This window comes from Pseudomonas sp. AC193, assembly GCF_979258075.1.
Map to the genome: position 1 here is coordinate 4,124,280 of NZ_OZ409832.1, position 25,953 is coordinate 4,150,232.

Here is a 25,953-nt window from a genome sequence, read left to right on the forward strand (position 1 = left end):
TCCGCCTCAGAGCAGGCCAAGTTGCTCGGCGGCGGGTTCTCTGTATAGCTCAGGCAGCGGTGGCAGGCCAGGCAAACGTTGCATCAATTGTGCGTGAAAACGTTGCGCCAGCTTCGCCGCCAACAGGTTGTCGGCGGTGTGCAGGAAGATGTACGGCGTGCGGCCCTCTTCGATCCACTCGGCGATTTTCGCCACCCACGGCACGAGGAAGGTGTCGTTGGCCTCAAGCTCGGGATGGCCGATGAAGCGCACCTGCGGGAATTGCGTGAATGCCGCCGGGCGCGTCGGCACGCGGGGCTTTTTCGATTGCGCATGAATCACCGAGGATTCGGTCGACAGGCAACTGAACAGTGCACGCGGATCGAGGCAGATGCGCTCGACGCCACGATCCAGCAGCAAGCGATTGAGCAAACGTTCGCTCTCACCCTTGGCGAAGAACTGTTCATGGCGCACTTCCACCGCCAGCGGGCAATACAGCGCATCGATGAACGCCGCCAGTTCCGGCAGCCGATGTGGCGTGAAGCTTTTCGATAATTGCAGCCACAACGGCGAAACACGCTGACCGAGGGGTTTGAGTAATTGCAGGAAGGTTTCGGCGGCGGTCAGTTGCTCGCGCAAGTCGCCGCTGTGGCTGATGTCGCCGGGGAATTTGGCGGTGAAGCGAAAGTGTTCGGGCATGACTTCGGCCCATCGCTGCACAGTGGCCGGCGACGGGCTGGCGTAGAAGGTCGTATTGCCTTCGACGGCGTTGAACACTTGAGAATAGAGACCGAGGAAGTCAGAGGTTTTTGCGTCTACCGGGTAGAGATACTCGCGCCAGGCGTTTTCGCTCCAGGACGGGCAACCGAGGTAGTAAGGCAAATCCATCAGATGTACAGATCGAGGCCCAGCACGTCTGCATCCCAATCGACAAAACCGGCAGTGCTCAGGTAGCTGGCGAGGGCCATCGCTACGCTTTTGCTCATGGCGCGGTGGTAAATCATGTCTTGTTGGCGGGCGGGCAGATTGGCCAGGCGTTGTGCGGAAGCTTTGGCAGCGCGGGCGGCCAGTTGCTCTTCAGTCGGGAATTCCAGCTCGCCGTCGATATCGTCGACGGATTCATCCACGGTCACATTGCCTTTGCGAGGCTTGCGCTTGATGGGATAAGACTGAGAGGAGAGGCCGTCTATACGCATAAATTCATGCTCGGTATCGATGATGGCAATTTAGCGGCACCGGGCCGACTTAGCAAACTGCCGAGTGATAACTAGAACACATAAAGCGCAAAAGGTTTAAAGCGAGGGGCTGGAAACTGACGATTGGTGTTTTGAAAATCAAAAGATCGCAGCCTTCGGCAGCTCCTACAGTTGGAATGTGATCCCTGTAGGAGCTGCCGAAGGCTGCGATCTTTTAAAGGCTCAGCGAGCCTTGGGGGTGGCGACTTTGTCGCGCAGGTAAACCGGTTGTGCATCGTCTGCGGGGATTGATTCGCCGCGCTCCCAAGCGAAACGCGCCAACGTCAGCAGATCTTCGGCGTGGGGCAGCATGCCTGCGTCGGAACCCGTCAGATTGACTGCGATGCGCTCGGCATAGCCCCAACCGGTGCCGGCACCAAACCAGTCGCCACTGGCATCCGCCGGCAGCGCGACCACTTCCGGCGGCAGCACCGCTTCGGCGCCGACCAGACGCATCTCCCCCGCCGTCTCGCGGTAGCAGCCCCAATACACTTCATCCATGCGCGCATCGATGGCCGCCGCGACCTGGCTCACGCCATGTTCACGCAAAGCCCGCTGCGCCAGCACCGCGAGGTTGGACACCGGCAACACCGGGCGATCCAGCGCAAACGCCAGGCCCTGCACGACACCAATGGCAATCCGCACACCGGTAAACGCACCCGGCCCGCGACCGAAAGCGATCGCATCGACCGCTTGCAACGTGGTGCCAGCGTCGGCCAGCAGTTGCTGAATCATCGGCAGCAGCTTCTGCGCGTGCAGGCGCGGGATCACCTCGTAATGGCTCGTGACCTTGCCGTCATGCAGTAAGGCAACGGAGCAAGCTTCAGTCGCGGTGTCCAGGGCCAGCAAGGTGCTCATCGATGTTTCCAAAACAGGGGTGGGAAAAAGTGCGTCAGTATAAACAACTACGGCCCGCAAGCGGGCCGTGGATGATGCTGCGATTCAGACTTTTCAGCTCAGCGCTGCCAGCACCTTGGCGGTGATTGCATCAACCGAACCTACGCCTGGAATGTGGCTGTACTTCGGCTTGCCAGCATTTTTGGCGGACAGGTTCTGATAGAACTCCACCAGCGGCTTGGTCTGCGAATGGTAAACCGACAGGCGATGACGCACGGTTTCTTCGGTGTCGTCCTTGCGCTGTACCAGCTCTTCGCCGGTGATGTCGTCTTTGCCAGCGATTTTCGGCGGGTTGTAGACGATGTGGTAAACGCGGCCGCTGGCTTCGTGAACACGACGACCGGCGATGCGTTGAACGATTTCTTCGTCTTCAACAGCGATTTCAACCACAGCGTCCAGCTCGACGCCGGCAGTAACCAGTGCTTCAGCCTGCGGAATGGTGCGCGGGAAGCCGTCGAACAGGAAGCCGTTGGCGCAGTCAGGCTGAGCGATACGATCTTTGACCAGTGCGATGATCAGGTCATCCGACACCAGGCCGCCGGCATCCATAATGCTCTTGGCTTGCACGCCCAGCGGAGTACCGGCCTTGACCGCTGCACGCAGCATGTCACCGGTGGAAATTTGCGGAATGCCGAATTTTTCGGTGATGAACTTTGCCTGAGTACCTTTACCGGCCCCGGGAGCTCCCAGCAGAATGACGCGCATTAGATGTGCTCCTCAATTTTTTTATAAAAAGCTTTTACAAAACAAAGGATTCGCCTCTTGGGACGAATCCTGAAAATACGGGACGTGGCCGCAGAAACGGCCAAAGGCTGATCAAGATACACAGCAGGCTGCGCCCACACAAGACGCCAAAAGTCGGAGAAACCTTCGCCCGCCGCGACCCTGCGACACGGTGACCCAAGTCGCAACCCCATCATTAACTGTCGCCTGGCGGCACTTTCACCCGTCAGGCAAAGCGGCAACCGGCGCCTGTGGCCGGTGCCGCATGCCACGCCAAAACTGTTAGCCGGTGTTGCGCAAACCGGCGGCGATCCCCGCCACAGACACCAGCAACGCCTGTTCCACCGGGCTGCCCTGCTCGACATTCTGCTGCCGTGAACGGGCCAGCAACTCGGCCTGCAATAGATGTAGCGGGTCGAGGTAGGTATTGCGCAGACGGATGAATTCGAGGGTGTCCGGGCTATGCGCCAGCAGCTGCGACTGACCGGTCAGACCAAGCACCACCGCGCACGCCTGCGACAATAGGTCGCGTAACTGCGCGCCCAACGGCAGCAAATCCGCCTCGACCAGACGCTCGTCGTAGGACAACGCGATGTCCGCGTCGGCCTTGGCCAGCACCATTTCCAGCATGTCGATGCGCGTGCGGAAGAACGGCCACTGCTCGCGCATCTGCCCGAGCAACTCGCCTTCGCCACGCTCCAGCGCTTTGCTCAACGCCGATTCCCAGCCGAGCCACGCCGGCAGCATCAGCCGCGTTTGCGTCCAGCCGAAGATCCACGGGATCGCCCGCAAACTTTCGATGCCGCCCGCACGGCGTTTCGCCGGACGACTGCCGAGCGGCAAGCGGCCCAACTCCTGCTCCGGCGTGGACTGGCGGAAATACTCAACGAACTGCGGATTCTCTCGCACCACCTGACGGTAAGCACTGACACCATCGGCCGCCAATTCGTCCATCAGATGGCGCCATTCCGGCGTCGGTGGCGGCGGTGGCAGCAACGTCGCTTCAAGCACCGCTGCCAGATACAAATTGAGGTTTTGCTCGGCGATGTCCGGCAGGCCGAATTTGAATCGAATCATTTCCCCCTGCTCAGTGGTACGGAAACGCCCCGCCACCGACCCCGGTGGCTGCGACAGAATCGCCGCGTGCGCCGGGCCACCGCCACGGCCGACGGTGCCGCCGCGACCGTGAAACAGCAGCAATTCAACTTGCTGCTCACGACAGATTTCCACCAAGCGTTCCTGCGCACGATATTGTGCCCAGGCCGCTGCAGTGGTGCCGGCGTCCTTGGCCGAGTCGGAGTAACCGATCATCACTTCCTGCGGGCCTTGCAGCCGTGCGCGGTAGCCCGGCAACAGCAACAGCCGCTCCATCACCGGCCCAGCGTTGTCGAGGTCGGCGAGGGTTTCGAACAGCGGCACCACACGCATCGGCCGCAACACGCCGGACTCTTTGAGCAGCAGTTGCACGGCGAGCACATCGGAAGCGGCGCCAGCCATGGAGATCACGTAGGAACCCAGCGAAGCGCCCGGTGCGGCAGCGATTTCCTTGCAGGTGTTGAGCACTTCGGCGGTGTCGGCTGACGGTTTGAAGTGCGCCGGCAGCAGTGGCCGGCGATTAGTCAGCTCTTGCGTGAGGAAGCCGATGCGCTGTTCTTCATCCCAATCCTCGTAACGACCGAGGCCGAGGTAATCGGTGATTTCGGTCATCGCCGAGCTGTGCCGCGACGAATCCTGACGTACATCGAGGCGCACGAGGAACAGGCCAAACGTCACCGCGCGACGCAGGCAATCAAGTAACGGCCCGTCGGCAATCACGCCCATGCCGCATTCGTGCAGCGAGTTGAAACACAGTTCCAGCGGATCGAGCAGATCGCGATTGTTGCTCAGCACATCGGCCGGCGCAGGCGTTGGCGCGGTCAGTGCGGCGTGTGCCCAATTGCGCGTGGCACGCAGGCGTTCGCGCAGTTGCTTAAGGACTGCGCGATACGGTTCGGCGCTGTCGCCAGCCTTGGCTTTGAGCGCATCGCTGGCCTGCTGCATCGACAGTTCGGCCGCGAGATGATCGACATCGCGCAGGTACAAATCGGCGGCCATCCAGCGCGCCAGCAGCAACACTTCGCGGGTCACTGCGGCGGTGACGTTGGGGTTGCCGTCACGGTCGCCGCCCATCCACGACGCGAAGCGAATCGGCGCCGCCTCCAGCGGCAAACGCAGGCCGGTCGCTTCAAACAAAGCCTTGTCGGCCTTGCGCATATGGTTGGGAATCGCCTGCCACAGCGAATGCTCGATCACCGCGAAACCCCACTTGGCTTCGTCAACCGGCGTCGGTCGCGTGCGGCGAATTTCTTCGGTGTGCCAGGCTTCGGCGATCAGCCGTTGCAGGGTGTTTTGAATCTGTTCACGTTCGGCGCTGGTCAGGTCGCGATGATCCTGGGCTGCGAGTTGCCCGGCGATCGCGTCGTACTTCTGGATCAGCGTGCGCCGCGCGACTTCGGTGGGGTGCGCGGTCAGCACCAGTTCGATTTCCAGTCGCGACAGCTGGCGGGCCAGCGATTCGGCGCTGTGGCCCTCGTTGCGCAAACGCGCGAGCAACTCGGGCAATACGCGGGATTCGAACGGCGCCGGCTGCGACTCTTCGCGCCGATGGATCAACTGATACTGCTCGGCGATGTTCGCCAGGTTGAGAAACTGGTTGAACGCCCGCGCCACCGGGAGCAGCTCGTCTTCGCTCAATTGATTGAGGCTGGCGCTCAGTTCAGCGTCCATCGAGCCTCGGCGGTCGGCCTTGGCGCCCTTGCGAATCTGCTCGATCTTGTCGAGGAACGCTTCGCCGTACTGGTCTCGAATCGTATTGCCCAACAGCTCTCCGAGCAGGTGAACGTCTTCGCGCAAGCGTGCATCAATATCGGTCATCAGCAATTCCCCAGCAGTAATCCGGACGGCTTAGAAACGAGTGCATGACCTAGAGAGTGCCGCTCTGCGCCGCTTCTTACAAGCATCCGACCAAGGGACTTTAAACCTTGTGGCCGAAAGCTAGTCTCAACAGTAAGCCGTACAACGGCTTGCCGCCGGCCCCGGCGGACACTCACCCAGACCTGCCATGAGCAGGTGCGAAATGAGGTCATCATGAAAATTCGTGAACTCGCCCAGCATTGGGAAGAAAACGCCAAAGGTCGCCTGACCGACACTGGCTACACGATTCATCTGGACGTTGAGGCGGCTGCGCGACTGGCCGCGATTGCCGAGATGTACCCCAAACGGCATGCCGAAGAATTGCTCGGCGAACTGATTGGCGCCGCGCTTGAGGAGTTCGAAGCGAGCCTGCCGTATGTGAAAGGTTCGACGGTAGTGGCGACGGATGAGGAAGGTGATCCGCTGTACGAGGACGTCGGGCCTACGCCGCGTTTTCTGGCGTTGTCGCGGCGGCATTTGCATGACCTCTCGGCTGTTGAAGGCAAGCAAAAACACTGACACAACACACATCAAACTGTAGGAGTGAGCCTGCTCGCGATAGCGGTGTATCAGTCAAAATTGATGGTGACTGGCACACCGCTTTCGCGAGCAGGCTCACTCCTACAGGGATCGTATTTCAATTTGAAAATCGTGTGTTTTCTGGCTTTTAGAACCCCGCGCGTACCGCTCTATCCCGCCAAAGTTCCCGCTTTAGAGCCTTGTCCATTCAGTCAAAAATTATTTTGGCGATTAGCCATCTTTTCTGAACTTTTGAAAAATCACTCCGGTCGGAACCTGTAACCACGCCTGGAACGAGCGTTTCAAAAACGCCTTTCACACGACGCTTTTCGGCTCCTCGACCAGGATGGATTTAGATGTTTTCAGGAGATGCCTAATGGAGTTGAAGACCATGAAAAACCAAACCTCGTTTACCCACCTGCGCGGTCTGAAACTGGCTGCTCTGGCGATCGGCACCAGCTTCGTTCTGGCCGGTTGCGCCGGTAATCCACCGACCGAGCAATACGCCGTGACGCAATCGGCCGTGAACAGCGCCGTCAGCGCTGGCGGTACCGAGTTCGCAGCGGTCGAGATGAAGCAAGCGCAGGACAAACTGAAACAAGCCGAAATCGCCATGCACGACAAGAAGTATGACGAGGCGCGCACCCTGTCCGAGCAAGCCGAGTGGGACGCTCGCGTAGCCGAACGCAAAGCTCAGGCAGCCAAGGCTGAACAAGCCGTGAAGGATTCCCAGAAAGGTGTTCAGGAACTGCGTCAGGAAAGTCAGCGCACCGTGCAATAAGCGCGCATCCCGACCGCAAAGCTGAAACTTTTATCGATAGAAAGGACGACAAATTATGCGTAAGCAACTGATGATCCCAGCTCTTCTGGCCGCAAGCGTTGCCCTGGCTGCCTGCTCCACTCCGCCTAACCCGAATCTGGAAAACGCGCGCACCAACTACGCCGGCCTGCAAGCCAACCCGCAGGCGAGCAAAGTCGCAGCGCTGGAAACCAAAGACGCCAGCGATTACCTGGACAAAGCCGACAAGGCTTATCTGGACAAGCAAGACGCGGCCAAGGTTGACCAACTGGCTTACCTGACCAATCAGCGCGTAGAAGTGGCCAAGCAGACCATCGCCCTGCGCACCGCTGAAAACAACCTGAAAAACGCCGCTGCCCAACGTGCTCAAGCGCGTCTGGATGCCCGTGATCAGCAGATCAAACAACTGCAGGACAGCCTGAACGCCAAGCAGACCGATCGCGGTACGCTGGTGACTTTCGGTGACGTGCTGTTCGCTACCGACCGTGCTGACCTGAAATCCAGCGGTCTGGTCAACATCAACAAACTGGCGCAGTTCCTTCAGGAAAACCCGGATCGCAAAGTGATCGTCGAGGGTTACACCGACAGCACCGGTACTGCCAGCCACAACCAGACCCTGTCTGAGCGTCGCGCCAACTCCGTGCGTACCGCACTGGTAAAAATGGGCGTTGATCCAGCGCGCATCGTCGCTCAGGGTTATGGCAAGGAATACCCGGTTGCCGAGAACAGCAACGCTTCGGGCCGTGCGCAAAACCGTCGTGTGGAAGTGACCATTTCCAACGACAACCAGCCGGTTGTGCCACGTTCGGCTGTTAGCTCGAACTAAGCTGTAGGCTGTAACGCAAAAGCCCCGCCTGAGTGATCAGGCGGGGCTTTTTTTCAGATCAAAAGATCGCAGCCTTCGGCGGCTCCTACAGGGAACGCATTCCAATGTAGGAGCTGCCGAAGGCTGCGATCTTTTGCTTTTAAGGCTGGAGTTTTTGCGGGGTCTCTTCACCCATGCAGCGCACGGCTTTTTTCTGTGCGTTGATCAGCACACCGGTCAAACCTTTCTGCTCGGTATCAAACAACACCAGCACGCCATCAATGCACTGCGCCACTTGCGCTGCCGGCTCCAGCGAAACTTTGTAATCCTCCCCCGGCACGGTCTTGAGCATGGTGAATTCGTTGAGCAGCAACGCATCCTCGGGTTTGGCGAAGTGCAGGTAACCGTAGTACCACAGCGCCCCGACGGTGCCGAGGATGCTGCAGATACCGGTGATGATCAGCGGGATGGCGTTGCGTTCTTCAGTCATTGCGGACTCTCATCTTCAGAATTCGGGGGTGTCGGGTAATTGGGGATTTCACCGAGGCGGCGCAGGCCGTTGAAATGTTCGGGATCTTCCAGATAGCGCAGCATCACCTGGCGCCACACCGGGTCGCCGAAGGTCTGCACGTGGCCGCCGCGAGTCAGTTGCAGCACGCGCGGTGGCGGCGCAGCTTGATACAGACGGATGCCGTTGGAAAGCGGTACCAGCGGATCGTCGATGCTGTGGAAGATCAGCTTCGGCACGCCATTCAGCTGCGGCATCGAGTTGATCGCACTGTCGCCATCCGGCACCAGCCACGACAGCGGTACCTGAAATGGCCAGGTCAGCCACGACGTGCTCAGCGCGTATTGGCCGACGCTGCGGTAACTGGCAGGCACGCCATCAAGCACCAGCGCCTTCAGCTGCTTCTGCCGCTCCGGATGCTGCACCAGCCAATGCACGGCCATCGATCCGCCAAGGCTCTGGCCGAGCAGCACCAGCGGCTTGCCTTTGACCTCGGGTGCCTTGTCCAGCCAGGCGAACGCGGCGTCGATGTCCTGATAGATCGCCGGCAAACTCGGCTCGCCCTCGGACAAGCCATAACCGCGATAGTCGACCAGCAGCACTTGATAGCCGTTCTTCGGCAACCACCAACTGCCGCCCAGATGCATCGGCAAATTGCCGCCGTTGCCGTGCAGGTGCAGGACGGTGCCTTTGACCTCGACGCCGGGCTTGGCCGGTAGCCACCAGGCGTTGAGCTTCAAGCCATCGGCGGTGACCAGGGTGACGGTGCGGTATTCGAGCTTGGCTTTTTCCGGGGTGAAGATCTGGCCCGGTTCGGGGTAGAACAATAACGAGCTGCAACCGCTGAGGGTCAGGAGCAGGCAGAAAATGCCGAGGATTCTCATCCGGTGAAACCTCGCAAAAAAGTGCAATAAACATCAATCCAATGTGGGAGCGGGCTTGCTCGCGAATGCAGTTGAACATTCAAAATATCAGTTGCCTGACACGCCGCCTTCGCGAGCAAGCCCGCTCCCACAGGGGGATTTGTGTTTGGGTCAGAGGATGTTGGAGTAGTCCGCTTCGATCCGGCCCAGGCTCAGGTGATTGAGGAAGTTGGAGAAGCACATCCACGCCGACAACGCGTTCAAATCACGGAACTGATCCGGCAAGTACTTCGGCGCCACCACCAGCCCTTCATCCACCAACTGACGCAAGGTACGCATGTCTTCCAGCGTGGTCTTGCCGCAGAACAACAGCGGGATCTGCTCTAACTTGCCCTTACGCACGGCCAACTGAATGTAGTTGTAAACCATGATAAAGCCCTTGAGATAGGACAAGTCTTTGGTGAATGGCAGCCCCGTCGGCGTCGATCCACGGAACACTCGACTGGCGTTGCCGTAGCTTTCCGCCATCTCGAAGCCCTGCTCGCGGAAGAACTCGAACACCTGCAAAAAGTCGGCGCCCTCCTCGACCATGTGAATCGCGCGGGTGCGGTTGGTCAGTTTGCGCAGGCGGCTCGGGTAGGAGGCGAAGGTGATGATCTCCATCAGGATCGCCAGACCTTCCTGGGTCACCGTCGACGACGGCGGGCCTTTGGAGAGGAAGGTGCAAATCGGCTGATTCAAACCGTTGAGCGTGGTGCCGACGTGTACCAGCCCTTCGTGAACTTCCAGCGCGCGCACGTCGCGATCGTTGAACATCGCGTCGGTGCGGATCTTGATGTAATCCGCGCCCGCCGCCGCGTCAGCGACGATGCCGTCGGACTCGAACACGCGAATGGTTTCCTCGGCCTCGCCAAAAACCTTGTTCAGACGCGTCTGCAACAGGTGCACGGCGTCTTTGGCGGTGAGGGTTTTCGGCTCATCCTTCAGGTCGCCACGGCCGTCGATGTTGTTGAGGTAGTCGGACATCATCAGGCCAAGGTCGGCCAGGGTCGGGTCACCGGCATGGAACGCATCGGACGCGGCGCCATACAGCTCTTGCGAGATCAGACCGAAATCCTCAGTGCCGCGCGCTTCGAGCATGCGCACGACCATGCGGTATTCCTTGCACATGCGCCGCATGATCTGCCCGACCGGGTTGAACTGGCCGAGTTGGCGGGTGATGTCGCGCTCGATGTTCTGGAATTCCAGTTTGACCTTGCTCGAATCGAAACTCAGTGGGCGATTGAGGTAGTAGTCGCGGTCGATCGCCGGCATTTCCTTGCCTTTGGCCTTGAGAAAACCCTTGCGGATGTTCTCGTCCCACTTGACCGCGTCGAGGACACGGATCGGCGTTTGCGCCAGCACAATGCGGTCGGACAACATGCGTATCGTCTGCTGGTAATCGTCCACCCGAAACTCCTGTAGATACGTGACGTACTGAATTTATTTGGCGCGGGCCTGGCGCTGGTAGCGCACGGCCTCGACGAAGACATCGGAATTGGCCGGATCATCGAGGTAAGCAAAGACCTTGTCGAGGCTGCTGTCGACCTGCACGCCGTCGCCATCGTCGGTCTGGAAGGCCTGACCGTCGAGGGCTTTTTGCTTGATCGCTTGATTGATCTGTTCGAGATCGAGGTTGTAGACCACCAATTCGTGTTTGTCGGTGAGCTCGAAACCGGCGATGGTGAAGTGGCCGCCGTACTGCGCCGGGACTTTTGCCGACAAGTACCAGCGGTTGCCGTGGCGCGAGACGGTGAACGGATAGGCTTCGCGTTCGCGGGGTTTGGCTTTGAAATACGCGACCGCCTGATAGCGATCATTGCCCAGGCGCGTCAGCTCGAGGTTCATCGGTTCACCCCAGGCGTTGGTGCTCGACCATTTGCCGAGCAAACCTTTGGGCGCCGGGTCACTGGCGGTCAGCGGCTCCTTGAACGTCACCAGACAGCCACTGAGCAGCAGGAACGACAAGGCGATCAGCACGCTACGCCAGGCTTTCATTCGATACTCCCTATGAACATACGGCCTTCAAATGAACACTGCCCCCTGTGGGAGCGAGCCTGCTCGCGAAAGCGGTGTGTCAGCAACAAAGATGTTGAATGTCTGACCGCATTCGCGAGCAGGCTCGCTCCCACAGGGTGAAGCAACAGCCGATTACACCGACGCAAGCACCAGGTGCATGTAGCGCGTCAGAATGCCGAGCATGTCTTCTTCGGCCAAAGGCTCGGCGTCGTTGAGCAGGCCTTGATATTCCATCCGTCCGATAATCGCCGTCAACACCTTGGCATCTTGCTGCGGCTCACGCGAGCCCAGCACCTGAAACAACTGGCAGGTGCCCTGCAACAGAATCTGCTGATGCGAGCGCACCAGAATCGCCAGCCCCGGGTTAAGCAACGCTTCCTGTCGGAACGCCTGCTCGGCCATCAAATGCTCGCGACGGTTGACCAACTGCCGGTGCACATAGTCGGCCATCAACCGCGCAATGTCGTCCGCCAGTTGCGAACGCGACTCCGGGCTGCCATCGCCGCTGACGACCATCTCACGCAACAGGCCTTCGTTGTTGTTCCACAACTTGGCCATGTATTCCGCGCTACGCTCGACGTATTGCGCGAAGGTATCGGTGAGCAGGTCATCGATGTCCTTGAAGTAATACGTAGTCGCCGACAGCGGCACACCGGCCTCGGCCGCCACCGCACGATGACGCACGGCGCGCACGCCATCACGCACGACAATGCGCATCGCCGCGTCGAGAATGTCCTGTCGACGCTGCTCACTGCCCTGTCGGCTGGCCTTGCGACCCTGGTACTGAACACTTTCAGCGACCGCAGTGGCGATACCCGCTGCACCTTCTTGAGCTATTGCACCCATCACGACCGGACTTCCTCTGCTAATTCCAAAGTAACCAATTGATACATTTGTACCAGACAGGCAATAAAAAGCCGCCTGTTTTAGGCGGCTTTTTAACTGAAACGTTTACGCTTGCGGTCGCATGTGCGGGAACAGGATCACATCGCGGATCGACGGCGAGTTGGTCAGCAACATCACCAGTCGGTCGATGCCGATGCCTTCACCCGCCGTTGGCGGCATGCCGTACTCCAGCGCGCGAACGAAGTCGGCGTCGTAGTGCATGGCTTCGTCGTCGCCGGCGTCCTTGTCGGCCACCTGCGCCATGAAGCGCTCGGCCTGGTCTTCCGCGTCGTTCAACTCGGAGTAGGCGTTGGCGATTTCACGGCCACCGATGAACAGCTCGAAGCGGTCGGTGACGTTCGGGTTGTCGTCGTTACGGCGAGCCAGCGGCGACACTTCGAACGGGTACTGAGTGATGAAGTGCGGCTGTTCCAGCTTGTGCTCGACCAGTTCTTCGAAAATCATCACCTGCAGCTTGCCCAGACCTTCGAAGCCCAGCACCTTGGCGCCGGCCTTCTTGGCGATGGCGCGGGCCTTGTCGATGTCGTTCAGATCATCGGCAGTCAGCTCAGGGTTGTACTTGAGGATCGAGTCGAATACCGACAGACGTACAAACGGCTCGCCGAAGTGGAACACCTTGTCGCCGTACGGCACGTCGGTGCTGCCCAGAACCAGCTGCGCCAGTTCACGGAACAGTTCTTCGGTCAGGTCCATGTTGTCTTCGTAATCGGCGTACGCCTGATAGAACTCCAACATGGTGAATTCAGGGTTGTGACGCGTCGAAACGCCTTCGTTACGGAAGTTGCGGTTGATCTCGAAAACCTTTTCAAAACCACCAACCACCAGACGCTTCAGGTACAGCTCCGGGGCGATACGCAGGAACATTTCCATGTCCAGCGCGTTGTGGTGGGTTTCGAACGGCTTGGCCGCAGCGCCGCCCGGAATGGTCTGCAGCATCGGCGTTTCGACTTCGAGGAAGTCGCGCTTCATCAGGAAGCTGCGGATGTGCGCGATCACTTGCGAACGTACGCGGAAGGTCTGGCGCACTTCTTCGTTGACGATCAGGTCAACGTAACGCTGACGGTAGCGCTGTTCGGTGTCGGTCAGGCCGTGGTGTTTGTCTGGCAGCGGACGCAGCGATTTAGTCAGCAGACGCACATTGGTCATTTCAACGTACAGGTCGCCCTTGCCGGAACGCGCCAGGGTGCCTTCGGCGGCAATGATGTCGCCCATGTCCCAGGTTTTCACCGCGGCCAGGGTGTCTTCCGACAGGGTTTTACGGTTGACGTAGACCTGAATGCGACCGGTCATGTCCTGAATCACCATGAACGAGCCACGGTTGAGCATGATGCGACCGGCAACCTTGACCGGGATTGCAGCCTCTGCCAGCTCTTCCTTGGTCTTGTCCGCGTATTTCTTCTGCAGATCTTCACAGTAGTTTTCGCGGCGGAAGTCGTTCGGGAAGGCGTTGCCCTTGGCGCGCTCGGCAGCCAGCTTTTCCTTGCGCAGGGCGATCAGGGAGTTTTCTTCCTGTTGCAGGGCTTGCGGGTCGAGTTGTTGGTCGCTCATGTCTTTAGATATTCCATCAGGTTCATTGCCTCCGGGCCTTGCGGCCCGGGGATCGCCAGCAGGCTGGCTCCTACAGGGATCGAGGTGAATCAGTCGCCCTGTATTGCGTCTTTTACAGCCCTGATTTCAGGCTGGCATACAGGTATTCGTCGATGTCGCCGTCGAGTACCTTGTCGCAGTCGCTGCGTTCGATGTTGGTGCGCAGATCCTTGATCCGCGACGCATCGAGCACGTACGAGCGAATCTGGTGACCCCAGCCGATATCGGACTTGGTGTCTTCCAGCGCTTGCGACGCGGCGTTGCGTTTCTGCATTTCCTGCTCGTACAACTTGGCCCGCAGCATTTTCATGGCGGTGTCCTTGTTGGCGTGCTGGGAACGTTCGTTCTGGCAGCTGACCACGGTGTTGGTCGGTACGTGAGTAATACGTACGGCCGAGTCGGTGGTGTTTACGTGCTGACCACCGGCACCCGAGGAACGATAGGTGTCGATCCGCAAGTCTGCCGGGTTGATTTCGATTTCCACCTTGTCATCGATCTCTGGCGAGACGAAAACCGCGGAGAACGAGGTGTGACGACGGTTGCCGGAGTCGAACGGGCTCTTGCGCACCAGACGGTGCACGCCGATCTCGGTGCGCAGCCAGCCAAAGGCGTATTCGCCCTTGATGTGCACGGTCGCACCTTTGATACCGGCGACTTCACCGGCCGACAATTCCATGATAGTCGCGTCGAAACCGCGCTTATCCGCCCAGCGCAGGTACATGCGCAGGAGGATGTTGGCCCAGTCTTGCGCTTCGGTGCCGCCGGAACCGGCCTGGATGTCCAGGTAGGCGTTGTTCGGGTCCGATTTCATGGCTGAACATGCGGCGGAATTCCAGCTTGGCCAGATTTTCTTCGAGACGGGCCAGTTCGGCGACGACATCGCCCACTGCGCCTTCGTCGTTTTCTTCGACGGCCATGTCCAGCAGATCGCGGCAATCGGCCAGGCCGGCGTTCAGTTCATCGAGGGTGTCGACGATCTGCGCCAGCGCCGAACGCTCGCGGCCCAGCTCCTGGGCGTATTCAGGTTTGTTCCAGACACTCGGATCTTCAAGCTCGCGATTGACTTCAGTCAGACGCTCATGCTTTTGATCGTAGTCAAAGATACCCCCGAATAGTTTCGGAGCGCTCGGACAGGTCCTTGATGGTGTTCAGGATCGGGTTGATTTCCATGACGGGCAGCACTCGTTGGCGAACTTTTGAAAGCCGGCGAGTATAACGTAATCAGGCTGTGACGGCAGCCCGTCTGGCGGGTGTGGCGGCGATTCACTTGACGCCTTTCACCTGTAGGAGCCGCCGAAGGCTGCGATCTTTTGACTTTGATTTTAAAAACAGATCAAAAGATCGCAGCCTTCGGCAGCTCCTACAGGGGATTGCGGTGGTTATTCGATCCCGACCTGGTTGCGGCCATTGTTTTTGGCCAGGTACAGGCCACGATCTGCCGCCGAAATCAGCAACCGGCAATCCGTGCCCGACTGCGGCACCATGGTCGCCAGACCAATGCTGATGGTCAGGCTTACGCCTTCCGTCGGGGTGTTGTGCGGGATTTTCAGCGACGCCACGGTCTGCCGCAGCTTCTCCGCCACCAACCGCGCCCCTCCCGGCGAGGTGTTCGGCAGCACCAGCGCAAACTCTTCGCCGCCATAGCGCGCCGGCAAGTCCGACGGTCGCGCACTGGCGTCGCGGATCGCCGTTGCCACTTTGCGCAACGCTTCATCCCCTTCAACGTGGCCAAAACTGTCGTTGTAGGACTTGAAGTAGTCAACGTCGATCATCAGCAACGACAACTGGCTCTGATCACGCAACGAGCGGCGCCATTCCAGTTCAAGGTACTCGTCGAAATGGCGACGGTTGGACAGCCCGGTCAGGCCATCGGAGTTCATCAAGCGTTGCAGCACCAGATTGGTGTCGAGCAACTGTTGCTGACTGACCCGCAGCGCGCGGTATGCCGCATCGCGCTGCAGCAACGTCATGTACGAGCGCGAGTGATAGCGGATCCGCGCCACCAGTTCGATGGTGTCCGGCAGTTTCACCAGATAATCGTTGGCCCCGGCCGAGAACGCCGCGCTCTTGATCAGCGGGTCTTCCTTGGTCGACAGGACGATGATCGGGATGTCCTTGGTCGCCGGGTGATTGCGGTATTCGCGCACCAGGCTCAGGCCGTCGAGGCCGGGCATCACCAGATCCTGGAGGATCACCGTCGGCTTGATCCGCACCGCCTGGGCGATGGCCTGATGCGGGTCGGAGCAGAAGTGGAAGTCGATGTTTTCCTCATTCGACAGCCCACGGCGCACGGCTTCGCCGATCATCGCCTGATCGTCCACCAACAACACCATGGCGGCGTTTTCGTCGGTTTTAATGTCGTCGATCTGTAAATCAGTCATGGGCGGTCACCTGAGTACTGCGGGGGCCAGGATTGCGGATAAATCGGTTCATTTGGGGAAAATCTCCAGCAATCGTGGCGCTATCTTTTCCAAGGGGCGGATTTCTACGGCGGCATCGATCGCGGCGGCGGCCTTGGGCATGCCGTACACCGCACTGCTTTGCTGATCCTGCGCGATGGTCAGATAACCCTGTTGGCGCAAAAGCTTAAGCCCTTGCGCCCCGTCGCGTCCCATCCCGGTCAATAAAACCCCGACCGCATCGCCATTCCAGTAGCTGGCGACACTCTCGAAAAACACGTCGATCGAGGGTCGGTAGATCTCGTTGACCGGTTCGGCGGTGTAGGCCAGCGTGCCGTTTTTGAGCAAACGAATATGGTGGTTGGTGCCGGCCAGCAGCACCGTGCCGGCTTGCGGCGGCTCGCCTTCGCGGGCCAGACGCACATCGAGGCCGCTGGCGCTGGCCAGCCATTCGGCCATGCCGGCGGCGAACACCTGATCGACGTGCTGCACCAGCACAATCGCCGCCGAGAAGTCCCGCGGCAGGCCTTTGAGCAAGACTTCCAGCGCTGCCGGGCCACCCGCCGATGAACCGATCGCCACCAGTCGCTGGCGCGAGCCCGAGCTGCGCGGAGGTGTCGGTGCCGGGCGCGAGCGCGGTGCCTTGTCGCCGATCAGCCAGCCAATATTAAGGATCTTGCGCAGCAACGGCGCCGCCGCTTCCCGTGCGTCACCCGCACCGAGCGCCGGGGTGTCGACCACGTCCAACGCGCCATGGCCCATGGCCTCGAACACGCGATGGACGTTCTGCTGGCGATCAACCGTGACAATCACGATCGCGCACGGCGTTTCGGCCATGATCCGCCGTGTGGCTTCGACGCCGTCCATCACCGGCATGATCAGATCCATGAGGATCAGATCCGGGGTGTTTTCGGCGCACAGTTGCACCGCCTCGGCGCCGTTGCGGGCGACCCAGACCACCTGATGCGCCGGCTCGAAGGCCAGCGCACGGCGCAGCACCTCCACCGCCATCGGCATGTCGTTGACGATTGCGATCTTCATGCCCGCGCTCCCCCGATGAGCTCGACCACTGCGTCGAGCAGGGCGTCGTCATGAAAACTGGCTTTGGCTAAATAATAGTCCGCCCCGGCGTCCAGTCCACGGCGGCGATCCTCTTCACGATCCTTGTACGATACAACCATCACCGGCAGCGATTGCAGACGGTTGTCGCGGCGCAGCAAGGTGACCAGCTCGATGCCGTCCATGCGCGGCATGTCGATGTCGGTAATCAGCAAATCAAAATCCTCGGAGCGCAGGGCGTTCCAGCCGTCCATACCGTCCACCGCCACCGCAACGTCGTAGCCGCGATTGAGCAGCAGCTTGCGTTGCAACTCGCGTACGGTCAGCGAATCGTCGACCACCAGCACGCGTTTGCGCGCCGCTTCCACAGCCTGATTGCCATGGCGGGCGATGCGCTCAAGGCGCCCGGTATTGAGCAGTTTGTCCACCGAACGCAGCATGTCCTCAACGTCGACGATCAACACCACCGAACCGTCGTCGAGCAAGGCCCCGGCGGAGATGTCCTGCACTTTGCCCAGACGTTCGTCGAGTGGCAAGACCACCAAGGTGCGCTCGCCAATGAAGCGCTCCACGGCCACGCCATAAATCGCGTCGCGCTCGCGGATCACCACGACTTTCAGGGTTTCGCCGCTGTTCTGGCTGGCCGGGCGATTGAGCAATTGACTCGCCGCAACCAGCCCGACATGCCGGCCTTCGTGCCAGAAATGCTGGCGACCTTCGACCTGCACGATGTCTTCGGGCTCCAGATCGCACATGCGTTCTATGTGCGCGAGCGGAAAGGCGTAGGCCTCCTCGCCGACTTCCACCACCAGACTGCGCACCACCGACAGGGTCAGCGGCACCTCCAGATGGAAGCGACTGCCCTCGCCCGCCGTTTGCTCCAGCTCTACCGCGCCGCGCAACTGGCGCACCATGTGCTGCACCGCGTCGAGGCCGACGCCACGGCCGGAGACTTCGGTGACCGTGTCGCGCAGGCTGAAACCGGGCAGAAACAGGAACGTCAGCAGTTCTTCTTCGCTCAACTGCGCGGCGGTTTCGGCTGGGGATAACTGCCGTTCAATAATGCTGCGGCGCACTTTTTCCAGATCGACGCCGTTGCCGTCATCGCTCAGCTCCAGCACCAGCAAACCGGCCTGATGCGAGGCGCGCAGACGGATCAGGCCTTCCTCGGATTTGCCCTTGAGCAGGCGCTGCTCCGGGGTTTCGATGCCGTGATCGACCGCGTTGCGCAGCAAATGCGTTAGCGGTGCTTCGAGTTTTTCCAGTACGTCGCGGTCGACCTGGGTCTTCTCGCCTTCGATCTCCAGCCGCACCTGTTTGCCGAGACTGCGGCCCAGATCACGCACCATGCGCACCTGACCGGTGAGCACGTCGGCGAACGGGCGCATGCGGCAGGCCAACGCAGTGTCGTAAAGCACTTGCGCGCGCTGGCTGGCCTGCCAGGCGAACTCGTCGAGTTCGGCGTTTTTCTCGCTCAGCAGTTGCTGCGATTCAGCGAGCAAGCGCCGCGCATCTTCCAGAGCTTCCAGCGCCTCAAGGCTCAGCGCGTGTTCCTTGAGGTGCACGTTGAGATTTTCCAGCGCGCGCAGGCCGTTGTTCTGCATGCGCTTGAGGCGCTGCATGGTCGCCAGATGCGGCTTGAGGCGCTGGGTTTCGACCAGCGATTTACTCGACAGATCGAGCAGGCTGTTGAGGCGTTCGGCGGTCACGCGCAGCACGCGTTCGCCACCCTCGGTGGTGCGTCGGCTTTTCTGTGGCGTGGGCTCGGGCGTTTCAACCGGCGGTTCGAAAGCAGGCGCAGGCGGCGCTTCGAGTTGCAACTCGGCCATCACCGGCGCAGCGACGGCACTTGGCAGCGCTGACGGATCGAGCAACTGCCCCATCAAGGCCACGTACGCTTCGATATCGCGCGGTTGCGGCGCATTCGCCGGCGTCGCAATGCGCATCAACAGATCGGTGCCCTGCAACAACGCATCGATGTGTTCCGGACGCAGCAACAATCGCCCTTCCTGCGCGCTGACCAGACAATCCTCCATCACATGGGCGACGCTGACGCCGCTGTCGATGCCGACAATCCGCGCCGCGCCTTTGAGCGAGTGCGCCGCGCGCATGCACGATTCAAGTTGATCGGCCTGGGTCGGATTGCGTTCCAGCGCCAACAGCCCGGTGCTGAGAACTTGGGTCTGCGCTTCGGCTTCGAGGCTGAACAGCTCCAGCAAGGAAGCGTCGCGCATCTGATCGGGGGTCATGTGAGGCTCCGGGTCACGGCGGACAGCAACTGTTCTTCATCCAGCCAACGCAGGCTGCGACCGCAAAACTGCAGGACGCCACGGGTATATTTGGCACTGGCCTGCGCCCCGGATTGCGAGGCGGCATCAAGGATGCGCTCGTCGATGGCATGTATGCCGTCGACTTCATCCACCGGCACCACCACCGGCCCGCCATGGGCGGCGATGATCAGCATGCGCGGCATCACCCGCCCGGTGCTGACCGGCACGGCATTGGCGTCCAGATCAAGCAACTCAACCAGCGACAGACACGCCACCAACGCGCCGCGCACGTTGGCCACGCCGAGCAAGGCGCGCGAACGCTGGTGCGGCAACGAGTGGATCGCCTGCATCGGCGCCACTTCGACCAGACTGCGCGTCGCTAGCCCTAGCCATTCTTCGCCGAGACGGAACATCAGCAACGAACGGGTTTTGACGTCGGTTTCAACCACGCTGGCGACCGGATCGCGCTCATCCTGCTGCAACGAGTAACGGTCGAGCAATCGCGTGGCGGCGGCGGAATACACCGAGCAGTTGCGGCAATGAATGTGTTCTTCCAGCAGCGGACAGGACTTGTCGCCATGGATGCCGATGCGGTTCCAGCAATCGTCGATGGCCCGGGCGTCTTCGTGGGTGACGTTCAAGGTGTCGGACGCGATCATCGTTTACGCTCACTGTCGGCGGTGCGGCCGCTGCGGGCAGCGCGCTCCTGCAATCGTCTGGCACCGGCGCTGTCACCCTGGGCCTGCAGCAATGCGGCCAGGTGCATCAGCGCTTCGGGGTGTTGCGGTTCGAGGTACAGAGCTTTGCGGTAGAAGCCTTGGGCTTCAAGGGTCAGACCGGCGACATCGCTGAGCAGACCGAGCCAATAGAACACCTGCGCCACCGGTTCGTGGGTGCGCAAATACTGTTCGCACGCGGCACGGGCCTCGGCGCTTTTGCCTTCGTTGGCCAGCGCGGCAATGTTCGCCAGCAGCGTTGCCGCGTCCGGGTTGGCGCTGGCACGAGTGGTCGGCATTGGCGTCACTGCGCTGAACGGCCGATTGCGTACCGGCGTTGGCGGCGTGCTGCGCGGCGGTGGGCTGATCGGCAACGTGACCGGTTTCGGCGTCGGCAGCGGCTCGGGATGCGGATCGCTGTGACGACTGAACGCGAAGGACTGCGGGATGCCGATCGAACGCATGCCCAGACGTCCGAGCAGGCTGCCCTCGGCCGGGCCGATAAACAGCACGCCGTCGTCATGGGTGAGGCGTTTGAGCACTTCGAACACTTGCTTCTGCGTCGCTTGGTCGAAATAGATCAGCAGGTTGCGACAGAACACAAAATCGAACGGCGGATCGCTGGCCCACAGCGTTGGATCAAGCACGTTGCCGACCTGCAAACGCACCTGCTCGCGGACATTTTCGTTGAGCAAATGACCGTCCTGTTGCGCACTGAAATGGCGCTCGCGATAGGTCAGTTCATCGCCACGAAAGGAGTTTTTGCCGTACAGCGCGCGCCGGGCTTTTTCCACCGACAGCGGGCTGACGTCCATGCCGTCGACTTTGAATTGATGCGGTTTGAGCCCGGCATCGAGCAAGGCCATGGCAATCGAATAAGGTTCTTCGCCGGTCGAACACGGCAGGCTGAGGATGCGCAGCGCACGCATGTTGTTCAGCTCGCCAAGGCGTTTCAGCGCCAGTTTGCCCAGCGTCGCGAAGGATTCCGGGTAACGGAAAAACCACGTTTCCGGGACGATCACCGCTTCGATCAGCGCTTGCTGTTCATCGCGCGAGCCTTGCAGCAACTGCCAGTATTCTTCGGCGTTGGCCGCTTGCGACAGCGTGGTGCGCTGACGCACCGCACGCTCGATGATCGCCGGGCCCACCGAGGTCACATCGAGGCCGATGCGCTCCTTGAGGAAGTCGAAAAAGCGCTGATCGCTGCTCATGGCTGCCCCTCGAACTGCGCCGGACTCAGCGGCGGATCGGGGAACAGCAAGTCGCGCACGCCGTCATCGAGCAAATCGTTGACCCGCACCCATTGCACCAGCCCCTGCGCATCTTCGCGCACCGGGCCGAGGTACGGCGCCTCGCGATTGTCGAGGCCGTACGGCTGAAAATCCTGCGGGTTGCAGCGCAGCGTGTCGGTGGCCTGTTCAAGAATCAGCCCGAGCCATTGCCCCGGCTGCGACTCGTCCGGGCGGTAATGCACCAGCACCAGTCGCGTGCTGGTGCGCGCCTCGGCCGGTTGGCCGAATGTCAGCGCGCTGAGGTCAATCACCGGCACCACCGCACCACGATAAGCGAAGACCCCGGCGACCCATTGCGGCGCCCGCGCGATCGGTTTCAATGGCAGGCGCGGCAGCACTTCCGCCACCTCGGTCGCGCGCAACGCGTAACGTTCGCTGCCAATGCGAAACAGCAGGAACAACGCCTGCTTCGCCACCGGGGCGACGTTGCGTTTGGCGATGATTTCGCTCATCAGACTTTAAATCGCGAGACGCCGCTGCGCAGCCCGACGGCCACCTGGCTCAGTTCGTCGATGGCGAAACTGGCCTGACGCAACGATTCGACGGTCTGGCTACTGGCATCGCCCAACTGCACCAGCGCGTGGTTGATCTGCTCGGCGCCGGTGGCTTGCGCCTGCATGCCTTCATTGACCATCAACACGCGCGGCGCCAGCGCCTGCACTTGATGAATGATCTGCGACAGTTGCTCGCCGACCTGCTGCACTTCCGACATGCCGCGACGCACTTCTTCGGAGAACTTGTCCATGCCCATCACACCCGCCGACACCGCCGACTGAATCTCGCGCACCATTTGTTCGATGTCATACGTGGCGACCGCAGTCTGATCCGCCAGACGTCGCACTTCGGTGGCGACCACGGCAAAACCACGGCCGTATTCACCGGCCTTCTCGGCTTCGATCGCAGCGTTGAGCGAGAGCAGGTTGGTCTGGTCGGCCACTTTGACGATGGTCACCACCACCTGATTAATATTGCCGGCCTTCTCGTTGAGGATCGCCAGTTTGGCGTTGACCAGATCGGCGGCGCCCATTACCGAGTGCATGGTGTCTTCCATGCGTGCGAGGCCTTGCTGGCCGGAGCCGGCGGCCACCGAGGCCTGATCGGCAGCGGTGGAGACTTCAGTCATGGTGCGCACCAGATCGCGCGACGTGGCGGCGATTTCGCGGGAGGTCGCGCCGATTTCGGTGGTGGTCGCGGCGGTTTCGGTGGCGGTGGCTTGCTGCTGTTTGGAAGTGGCGGCGATTTCAGTCACCGAGGTGGTCACCTGCACCGATGAGCGCTGAGCTTGAGACACCAGCGAGGTCAGCTCGGTCATCATGTCGTTGAAGCCAGTTTCCACCGCGCCGAATTCGTCTTTGCGATCGAGGTTCAAGCGCGAGCTGAGGTCGCCGGTGCGCATGATTTCGAGGATTTTCACGATGCGGTTCATCGGCGCCATGATCGCGCGCATCAACAGCAGACCGCAGGCCGCTGCGGCCAAAACCGCCACCAGCAGGGAAACGGCCATGCTGACTTTCGCAGCGGCCACGGCATCGTCGATGTTGTTCATGGCTTCATCGGCGACGGACTTGTTCTCGCGGATGATGTCGTTGAGCTTCATGCGGCCAGCCGTCCAGGCGGGGGTCAGTTGTTCGTTGAACATCTTCGCCGCTTCATCGTCCTGGTTGCGCTGATGCAGATCGAGCACCGCCGTCTGCACCTTGAAGTAATTGAGCACGTCCTGTTTGAAGACAGAGAACTCGGCCTTGTCCTCGTCGGTGGTGACGGTGGTTTGGTAGTTTGCCATCTGCTCATCGAGGCGCGCTTCGAAGGCCTTGAAGTCCGCCGCGTCTTCGGCGCTGATGCCCTGGCCCCGCTTCAGACCCAGCAATTCCTGGGTTTGCAGGTAACTGTCGACCCAGGCGCTGCGGATCATCGAGCTGTAATACACGCCCGGCACCGCGTCCTGTCGCACGCTCTGCTCACCGGCTTCGATCTTCAACAAACGCGAATACGAGACGACGACCATCAGCAACATGATGGCGATAATCACCGCAAAGCTCGCCAAAATGCGTTGGCGCAACGTCCAGTTCTTCACAGTGATTCCTCGTGCCTAGGTCGAAATGCGGGGAGTATAGCCGAGGGCGGTGTTTCATTTATAAGACGCTTTTTAACCCCCGGGCCTGCCCGACGGGGTTGGCCGGAGGCTCTGTGGTGGGACTGTCCGACAATCAGGGGTGGGCGTGCCAGCGATGAAACGGCAAAAAGAGGCGACGCAATGGCCATTACGGCCCTACTGCATCAGGTGCCTAACCAAAATCTAATGACCACCACGACCAAAAGTGGGAGCGGGCTTGCTCGCGAAGGCGGCGTGTCAGTCAACACTTTGGGTAACTGATACACCGCATTCGCGAGCAAGCCCGCTCCCACAGGGGACGGTGGCCGGGCTTGGGACTGTGCTGGCCACAAGATTCAAGTCAACGCCTGGCGTACCTGCTTCTCGAGTTCGATTTTCAGACCGGGCTCCAGCTTCAACTGTCGCGCCAGTTCATCCAGGTACGACTTCTCCATGAAGTTCTCTTCGTCCACCAGCATCACGCTGGCGATGTACATCTCTGCGGCCATTTCCGGGGTACTCGCGGCGCGGGCGACGTCGGTGGGATCCAGAGGTTTGTTGAGTTCAGCGTGCAGCCAGTGTTGCAGTTCCTGATCGTTGTCGAGTTTGGTGAATTCACCTTCGATCAACTGGCGCTCACGATCATCGATGTGGCCGTCAGCCTTGGCGGCGGCGACCAGTGCTTTGAGAATCGCCTGACTGTGTTGTTCGACTTGCGCCGCTGGCAGACGGTCGATCGTCTGCGGTTCAGTTTGCGGCGCGATGCCTTTCTGCGCGTTGTAGTTGCCATAAGCCTTGTAAGCCAGCACGCCCAACGCCGCGAGGCCGCCGTAGATCGCGACTTTGCCGCCGACCTTGCGCACTTTCTTGTTACCGAGCAGCAGGCCCATCGCGCCAGCCGCCAGCGCTCCGCCACCCGCGCCTGACAACAGGCCGCCGAGGCCACCGGAGCCAGATGCGCCACCGAGCAAGCCGCCCAAGCCTCCACCGGACGATTTGTTCTGCGAACCACCGGCCTTGTTCTGCAACAGATCCTGGCCGGACTTGAGTAGTTGATCGAGCAATCCACGGGTGTTCATGTTCCGCCTCCAAAACAGGGGTTATCCGGATCTATAAGGCCTCCAGCCTAGTTCGAAAGTGCCCGTGACCGGCCTGCGAGTGTGCTTCCAGATGTTGCTCACCTCCCGCAGGCCTTCTTGAAAATAGATATACACTCAGATCCATCTATAAAAACCGCCCACTGGGTATTCCCGTCATGATGACCCTGCGTCAGATTCGTCACTTCATCGCTGTGGCCGAGACCGGCTCGATCTCCGCCGCCGCGCAAACCGCGTTTATTTCTCAATCGACCCTGACGTTGGCGATCCAGCAACTGGAAGAGGAAATCGGCGTCAGCCTGTTCAGCCGTCACGCCAAAGGCATGACGCTTACGCACCAAGGTCATCAATTCCTACGTCAGGCACACCTGATTCTGGCGACTGTGGACAACGCCAAACGCAGTCTGCAACAGAGCACCGACCAAGTTGCCGGGCAGTTGATCGTCGGCGTGACCAGTCTGGTTGCCGGTTATTACCTGGCAGATTTACTCACGCGTTTTCAGCGTGCTTACCCGAATGTCGAGATTCGGGTGATGGAAGACGAGCGCCCGTATATCGAACATTTGTTGGTCAGCGGCGAGATCGATGTCGGCGTGTTGATCCTCTCCAACCTCGAAGATCGCCACGCCTTGCAGACCGAAGTGCTGACCCACTCGCCGCACCGTTTGTGGCTCCCGGCCCAGCATCCACTGCTGGAGCACGACAGCATCAACCTCGCCGATGTCGCCCGCGAGCCGTTGATTCAACTCAACGTCGATGAAATGGATCGCAACGCCCAACGTCTCTGGCGCGGCGCCGGGCTCCAACCAAAAATCACTTTGAGAACCGCATCGACGGAGGCTGTGCGAAGTCTGGTCGCCGCCGGTTTGGGCGTTTCGATCCAGCCAGACATGACTTATCGCCCTTGGTCACTCGAGGGCGACATCATCGAAGCGCGGCCCATCGCCGACCTCAACCAGACCCTCGACGTCGGCCTGGCCTGGCGCCGTGGCACCGCGCGCCCCGCTCTCGTCGATCCATTTCTCACTGTGGCCCGTGAGCAACCCCACGGCGGGCGCAAGCCATCTATTTAATCGAATGCTGCCTTCAGTATTTAGAATTTGTCGACCTCGGAGCCGCGCACTAGTCTTGCTGCATCTATAAGACGGTCGGCTCCCGATATCAGGGAGCAACAATGGCCACACAAGAAAAGAGAAC

The 25,953-nt window shown here is 60.4% G+C and carries 23 protein-coding genes and 1 pseudogene; 4 read left to right on the plus strand and 20 right to left on the minus strand.

Features of this window, described 5'->3' with window-relative positions:
- Positions 1-6: 6 nt before the first annotated feature.
- The 5 genes from ACZZ0D_RS18680 to ppc all read right to left on the minus strand — a co-directional run bounded on the left by ACZZ0D_RS18680 (position 7) and on the right by ppc (position 5,747).
- Entirely contained in the window at positions 7-867 is an 861-nt protein-coding gene (locus ACZZ0D_RS18680; RefSeq protein WP_463553983.1) for a DUF72 domain-containing protein, read from the minus strand.
- Positions 867-1,175: a hypothetical protein gene (locus ACZZ0D_RS18685; RefSeq protein ID WP_053117564.1), complete on the minus strand. Its 309-nt coding sequence runs from the start codon at positions 1,173-1,175 to the stop codon at positions 867-869. Before ACZZ0D_RS18685 ends, ACZZ0D_RS18680 begins: the two co-directional genes overlap by 1 nt.
- Before the next feature lie 222 nt (positions 1,176-1,397).
- On the minus strand, positions 1,398-2,072 hold the full coding sequence (gene tsaB, locus ACZZ0D_RS18690; RefSeq protein WP_212543967.1) for a tRNA (adenosine(37)-N6)-threonylcarbamoyltransferase complex dimerization subunit type 1 TsaB: 675 nt from the start codon (positions 2,070-2,072) through the stop codon (positions 1,398-1,400).
- A gap of 93 nt (positions 2,073-2,165) precedes the next feature.
- The gene (gene adk, locus ACZZ0D_RS18695) at positions 2,166-2,816 is read right to left on the minus strand and encodes an adenylate kinase (RefSeq protein WP_053117556.1); all 651 of its coding nucleotides are present in this window, start codon (positions 2,814-2,816) and stop codon (positions 2,166-2,168) included.
- A 300-nt stretch (positions 2,817-3,116) separates the two neighbouring features.
- Positions 3,117-5,747: a phosphoenolpyruvate carboxylase gene (ppc, locus tag ACZZ0D_RS18700; RefSeq protein WP_463553984.1), complete on the minus strand. Its 2,631-nt coding sequence runs from the start codon at positions 5,745-5,747 to the stop codon at positions 3,117-3,119.
- Positions 5,748-5,960: 213 nt separating this feature from the next.
- Between ppc and ACZZ0D_RS18705 the strand changes: the two genes are divergently transcribed.
- The 3 genes from ACZZ0D_RS18705 to ACZZ0D_RS18715 all read left to right on the plus strand — a co-directional run bounded on the left by ACZZ0D_RS18705 (position 5,961) and on the right by ACZZ0D_RS18715 (position 7,930).
- Positions 5,961-6,305, plus strand: a complete 345-nt coding sequence (locus ACZZ0D_RS18705; RefSeq protein ID WP_016983304.1) for a hypothetical protein — start codon at positions 5,961-5,963, stop codon at positions 6,303-6,305.
- 376 nt (positions 6,306-6,681) lie between these two features.
- Positions 6,682-7,086, plus strand: coding sequence for a DUF4398 domain-containing protein (locus tag ACZZ0D_RS18710; RefSeq protein WP_034154861.1), 405 nt, complete (start codon positions 6,682-6,684; stop codon positions 7,084-7,086).
- A 55-nt stretch (positions 7,087-7,141) separates the two neighbouring features.
- Positions 7,142-7,930 (plus strand): lipotoxin F family OmpA-related protein LptF, encoded by a 789-nt coding sequence (locus tag ACZZ0D_RS18715; protein ID WP_053117547.1) that lies wholly within the window; start codon positions 7,142-7,144, stop codon positions 7,928-7,930.
- Between the two features lie 139 nt (positions 7,931-8,069).
- Here ACZZ0D_RS18715 and ACZZ0D_RS18720 read toward each other — a convergent pair whose 3' ends face one another.
- The 15 genes and pseudogenes from ACZZ0D_RS18720 to ACZZ0D_RS18790 form a co-directional block, all read right to left on the minus strand.
- On the minus strand, positions 8,070-8,399 hold the full coding sequence (locus tag ACZZ0D_RS18720) for a hypothetical protein (protein WP_053117545.1): 330 nt from the start codon (positions 8,397-8,399) through the stop codon (positions 8,070-8,072).
- Complete coding sequence (locus tag ACZZ0D_RS18725; RefSeq protein WP_053117543.1) at positions 8,396-9,301, minus strand: alpha/beta hydrolase; 906 nt, start codon at positions 9,299-9,301, stop codon at positions 8,396-8,398. The genes ACZZ0D_RS18720 and ACZZ0D_RS18725 overlap by 4 nt, the downstream gene beginning before the upstream one ends.
- Before the next feature lie 150 nt (positions 9,302-9,451).
- Positions 9,452-10,702: a flavohemoglobin expression-modulating QEGLA motif protein gene (locus ACZZ0D_RS18730; RefSeq protein ID WP_463554819.1), complete on the minus strand. Its 1,251-nt coding sequence runs from the start codon at positions 10,700-10,702 to the stop codon at positions 9,452-9,454.
- A gap of 60 nt (positions 10,703-10,762) precedes the next feature.
- The gene (locus tag ACZZ0D_RS18735) at positions 10,763-11,317 is read right to left on the minus strand and encodes a hypothetical protein (protein ID WP_463553985.1); all 555 of its coding nucleotides are present in this window, start codon (positions 11,315-11,317) and stop codon (positions 10,763-10,765) included.
- A gap of 153 nt (positions 11,318-11,470) precedes the next feature.
- Positions 11,471-12,184 (minus strand): TetR/AcrR family transcriptional regulator, encoded by a 714-nt coding sequence (locus ACZZ0D_RS18740; protein ID WP_053117532.1) that lies wholly within the window; start codon positions 12,182-12,184, stop codon positions 11,471-11,473.
- 105 nt (positions 12,185-12,289) lie between these two features.
- Entirely contained in the window at positions 12,290-13,792 is a 1,503-nt protein-coding gene (gene lysS, locus ACZZ0D_RS18745; RefSeq protein ID WP_053117529.1) for a lysine--tRNA ligase, read from the minus strand.
- Between the two features lie 115 nt (positions 13,793-13,907).
- Positions 13,908-15,001, minus strand: a pseudogene (locus ACZZ0D_RS18750) (PCRF domain-containing protein); the annotation flags it as partial.
- A gap of 209 nt (positions 15,002-15,210) precedes the next feature.
- Positions 15,211-16,212, minus strand: coding sequence for a diguanylate cyclase domain-containing protein (locus tag ACZZ0D_RS18755; RefSeq protein ID WP_463553986.1), 1,002 nt, complete (start codon positions 16,210-16,212; stop codon positions 15,211-15,213).
- A 48-nt stretch (positions 16,213-16,260) separates the two neighbouring features.
- On the minus strand, positions 16,261-17,271 hold the full coding sequence (gene cheB, locus ACZZ0D_RS18760) for a chemotaxis-specific protein-glutamate methyltransferase CheB (protein ID WP_463553987.1): 1,011 nt from the start codon (positions 17,269-17,271) through the stop codon (positions 16,261-16,263).
- Positions 17,268-19,538 (minus strand): response regulator, encoded by a 2,271-nt coding sequence (locus ACZZ0D_RS18765; protein WP_463553988.1) that lies wholly within the window; start codon positions 19,536-19,538, stop codon positions 17,268-17,270. Before ACZZ0D_RS18765 ends, cheB begins: the two co-directional genes overlap by 4 nt.
- Positions 19,535-20,218, minus strand: a complete 684-nt coding sequence (locus tag ACZZ0D_RS18770; protein WP_463553989.1) for a chemotaxis protein CheW — start codon at positions 20,216-20,218, stop codon at positions 19,535-19,537. The genes ACZZ0D_RS18765 and ACZZ0D_RS18770 overlap by 4 nt, the downstream gene beginning before the upstream one ends.
- On the minus strand, positions 20,215-21,486 hold the full coding sequence (locus tag ACZZ0D_RS18775; RefSeq protein ID WP_463553990.1) for a CheR family methyltransferase: 1,272 nt from the start codon (positions 21,484-21,486) through the stop codon (positions 20,215-20,217). Before ACZZ0D_RS18775 ends, ACZZ0D_RS18770 begins: the two co-directional genes overlap by 4 nt.
- Positions 21,483-22,019, minus strand: coding sequence for a chemotaxis protein CheW (locus ACZZ0D_RS18780; protein ID WP_463553991.1), 537 nt, complete (start codon positions 22,017-22,019; stop codon positions 21,483-21,485). The genes ACZZ0D_RS18775 and ACZZ0D_RS18780 overlap by 4 nt, the downstream gene beginning before the upstream one ends.
- A complete protein-coding gene (locus ACZZ0D_RS18785) occupies positions 22,019-23,581 on the minus strand; it encodes a methyl-accepting chemotaxis protein (RefSeq protein WP_249342457.1) in 1,563 nt (520 codons plus the stop codon). The genes ACZZ0D_RS18780 and ACZZ0D_RS18785 overlap by 1 nt, the downstream gene beginning before the upstream one ends.
- Before the next feature lie 434 nt (positions 23,582-24,015).
- Complete coding sequence (locus tag ACZZ0D_RS18790) at positions 24,016-24,738, minus strand: tellurite resistance TerB family protein (RefSeq protein WP_212543980.1); 723 nt, start codon at positions 24,736-24,738, stop codon at positions 24,016-24,018.
- A 176-nt stretch (positions 24,739-24,914) separates the two neighbouring features.
- Between ACZZ0D_RS18790 and ACZZ0D_RS18795 the strand changes: the two genes are divergently transcribed.
- Positions 24,915-25,829, plus strand: coding sequence for a LysR family transcriptional regulator (locus tag ACZZ0D_RS18795; RefSeq protein ID WP_007967749.1), 915 nt, complete (start codon positions 24,915-24,917; stop codon positions 25,827-25,829).
- Positions 25,830-25,953: the final 124 nt, after the last annotated feature.

Excerpts from the sequence above, each read along its gene's own strand:
- ACZZ0D_RS18680 (WP_463553983.1), bottom strand. The coding sequence starts at position 867 with ATGGATTTGCCTTACTACCTCGGTTGCCCGTCCTGGAGCGAAAACGCC.
- ACZZ0D_RS18685 (WP_053117564.1), bottom strand. The coding sequence starts at position 1,175 with ATGCGTATAGACGGCCTCTCCTCTCAGTCTTATCCCATCAAGCGCAAG.
- tsaB (WP_212543967.1), bottom strand. The coding sequence starts at position 2,072 with ATGAGCACCTTGCTGGCCCTGGACACCGCGACTGAAGCTTGCTCCGTT.
- adk (WP_053117556.1), bottom strand. The coding sequence starts at position 2,816 with ATGCGCGTCATTCTGCTGGGAGCTCCCGGGGCCGGTAAAGGTACTCAG.
- ppc (WP_463553984.1), bottom strand. The coding sequence starts at position 5,747 with ATGACCGATATTGATGCACGCTTGCGCGAAGACGTTCACCTGCTCGGA.
- ACZZ0D_RS18705 (WP_016983304.1), top strand. The coding sequence starts at position 5,961 with ATGAAAATTCGTGAACTCGCCCAGCATTGGGAAGAAAACGCCAAAGGT.
- ACZZ0D_RS18710 (WP_034154861.1), top strand. The coding sequence starts at position 6,682 with ATGGAGTTGAAGACCATGAAAAACCAAACCTCGTTTACCCACCTGCGC.
- ACZZ0D_RS18715 (WP_053117547.1), top strand. The coding sequence starts at position 7,142 with ATGCGTAAGCAACTGATGATCCCAGCTCTTCTGGCCGCAAGCGTTGCC.
- ACZZ0D_RS18720 (WP_053117545.1), bottom strand. The coding sequence starts at position 8,399 with ATGACTGAAGAACGCAACGCCATCCCGCTGATCATCACCGGTATCTGC.
- ACZZ0D_RS18725 (WP_053117543.1), bottom strand. The coding sequence starts at position 9,301 with ATGAGAATCCTCGGCATTTTCTGCCTGCTCCTGACCCTCAGCGGTTGC.
- ACZZ0D_RS18730 (WP_463554819.1), bottom strand. The coding sequence starts at position 10,702 with ATGTTGTCCGACCGCATTGTGCTGGCGCAAACGCCGATCCGTGTCCTC.
- ACZZ0D_RS18735 (WP_463553985.1), bottom strand. The coding sequence starts at position 11,317 with ATGAAAGCCTGGCGTAGCGTGCTGATCGCCTTGTCGTTCCTGCTGCTC.
- ACZZ0D_RS18740 (WP_053117532.1), bottom strand. The coding sequence starts at position 12,184 with ATGGGTGCAATAGCTCAAGAAGGTGCAGCGGGTATCGCCACTGCGGTC.
- lysS (WP_053117529.1), bottom strand. The coding sequence starts at position 13,792 with ATGAGCGACCAACAACTCGACCCGCAAGCCCTGCAACAGGAAGAAAAC.
- ACZZ0D_RS18755 (WP_463553986.1), bottom strand. The coding sequence starts at position 16,212 with ATGACTGATTTACAGATCGACGACATTAAAACCGACGAAAACGCCGCC.
- cheB (WP_463553987.1), bottom strand. The coding sequence starts at position 17,271 with ATGAAGATCGCAATCGTCAACGACATGCCGATGGCGGTGGAGGTGCTG.
- ACZZ0D_RS18765 (WP_463553988.1), bottom strand. The coding sequence starts at position 19,538 with ATGACCCCCGATCAGATGCGCGACGCTTCCTTGCTGGAGCTGTTCAGC.
- ACZZ0D_RS18770 (WP_463553989.1), bottom strand. The coding sequence starts at position 20,218 with ATGATCGCGTCCGACACCTTGAACGTCACCCACGAAGACGCCCGGGCC.
- ACZZ0D_RS18775 (WP_463553990.1), bottom strand. The coding sequence starts at position 21,486 with ATGAGCAGCGATCAGCGCTTTTTCGACTTCCTCAAGGAGCGCATCGGC.
- ACZZ0D_RS18780 (WP_463553991.1), bottom strand. The coding sequence starts at position 22,019 with ATGAGCGAAATCATCGCCAAACGCAACGTCGCCCCGGTGGCGAAGCAG.
- ACZZ0D_RS18785 (WP_249342457.1), bottom strand. The coding sequence starts at position 23,581 with ATGTTGCTGATGGTCGTCGTCTCGTATTCGCGTTTGTTGAAGATCGAA.
- ACZZ0D_RS18790 (WP_212543980.1), bottom strand. The coding sequence starts at position 24,738 with ATGAACACCCGTGGATTGCTCGATCAACTACTCAAGTCCGGCCAGGAT.
- ACZZ0D_RS18795 (WP_007967749.1), top strand. The coding sequence starts at position 24,915 with ATGATGACCCTGCGTCAGATTCGTCACTTCATCGCTGTGGCCGAGACC.